Raw genomic sequence first — 1,829 nt, 5'->3', positions numbered from 1 at the left:
GGGCCACAGGCCGGCGATGGCGCGCACCAGCGTCGACTTGCCGGTGCCGGACTCGCCCGAGACCAGCACGCGCTCGCCGGGCTCGATCGCCACCTCGGTTTCCTTCACCACCGAGGTACCGTCGTCGAGCGTCACGGAAAGATTCCTGAGGCTGAGCATGGCGCCGTCCTCGGTCTCGCCGCGCTGGATGCGGCCCAGCCTGTCATTCGCTTCGGCCCGCTCCAGCCCGTCGAGAGACATCATCAGCGAGGCGATGCGGCGGGCCGAGGCGTTCCAGTCGGCGAGCCGGGGATAATTGTCGACCAGCCAGCCAAAGGCGCCTTGCACCATGGCGAAGGCGGAGGCCGCCTGCATGACCTGTCCAAGGCTCATCGAGCCGTCGAGGAATTTCGGCGCGCATAGAAGCACCGGCACTACCGGCGCAAACAGGCTGGAGCCCTGCGAGACGAGCGTGGTGCGCATGTGCTGGCCGGTGAGCCGCGCCCAGCGGCCGAGCACGGCAGCGAAGCTGCGGTCGATGCCGGCGTTCTCCTCCTCCTCGCCGCCCAGCAGCGCGATACTTTCACCGTTTTCGCGCACGCGCGTCAGCACGTAGCGGAACTCTGCTTCCGTCTGGTTCTTCTGCTCGGAAAGCTCGACGAAATGGCGGCCGATGAAGAACATCGAGGTCGAGGTGATGGCGGCATAGATGACGGCGGTGACGACGAGGAAGCCGGGCACGGTGATGACCGAGCCGCCCAGCGAAAAGCTCAGGGCGCCGCCGATGGTCCACAGCACCACGATGAAGGTCGAGGCCGACAGGAAGGCGTTGAGCACGCCGGCGACGAAATCCACCGGCGATTCCGTGGCGATCCTGAGATCCTCGGTCAGGCGGGCCTCGGGGTTGGCGTGGTCGCCCTTGACGAGGTTGAGCTGGTAATAGCGGCCGCTGGCCAGCCAGCGCTGGATGACCGCCGTGGTCAGCCAGGAGCGCCAGCGGCGCTGCATGGTCATGCGCAGATAGACCTGGGCGACCACCAGGCTGATGCTGCCGGCGACCAGCGGCAGGAAGATAGCGCTGAGCCAATAGACGGTGTGGGCGTCGCGCTGCTCGATAGCGTCGAAGATCGCGCGGTTCCAGCGGTTGATGCCATATTGAAAACCGACATTGACGCAGATCAGCACGAGCAGCCCGATCGTCAGCGGCCAGGCGAGCCTGTCGCCATGCAAACCCCAGTAGCCGCGGCCGCTGATCCAGAAGCGCCGCAGAAGATACTTCTTGCGCGCCCGCTCGGCCTCTTCGGGCGAAAGCTGAGGACCCGGCTCGGCGGCCTCGGGCGGCGGCGACCCGGCATGGCCGATGGCCTCGGGCGCGGCATCGGCGGGGGCTTTTTGCTCCGAAGCCTTGGGCTCGGCATCGCGCGGCCTGGGTCGCTTCTCCTGCCGCGGCTTCGGCTTCTCTATCTGCTTCTGCGGGCGCGATTGGCGGACCGCACGCAAAGTGGCGGCGCCTGCGGGCGTCGGTTTGGCTTTGGCCTTGGGCATCGCCGCACAACGGCCCAAAAATCAAAAGGTTTCATGGGTTCGGCGGGGCCAATCGCATAGGGCGCTCCCCCTCTCCGTCTCGGCTTCGCCGAGCCACCTCTCCCCCGCCTTTGGCGGGGGCGAGGAACCCAGGCCGAGGCCGCGCCCGTTCGCGATTGGCGCTTCCTCGCCCCCATGAAATGGGGGAGAGGTGGCTCGGCGCACAGCGCCGAGACGGAGAGGGGAGCGCCCTATGCGATTACGCACGACATCGGCGCGCTTCCCACCGCCCCTCCACGTCGGCTAACCCCTGCCCTGTCGCCGAT

General features: G+C 67.5%; 1 protein-coding gene. It reads right to left on the bottom strand.

The window, feature by feature from the left end; translation table 11 throughout:
• On the bottom strand, positions 1-1,524 hold a 1,524-nt coding region (locus EOA27_RS34765; protein ID WP_127258546.1), incomplete at its 3' end, for an ABC transporter ATP-binding protein/permease.
• Positions 1,525-1,829 lie beyond the last annotated feature (305 nt).

It is taken from the genome of Mesorhizobium sp. M2A.F.Ca.ET.037.01.1.1, from assembly GCF_003998075.1.
GTDB lineage: Bacteria > Pseudomonadota > Alphaproteobacteria > Rhizobiales > Rhizobiaceae > Mesorhizobium.
The sequence above is the reverse complement of the archived record's forward strand: the minus strand, read 5'-3'. Positions and strand labels throughout refer to the sequence as shown.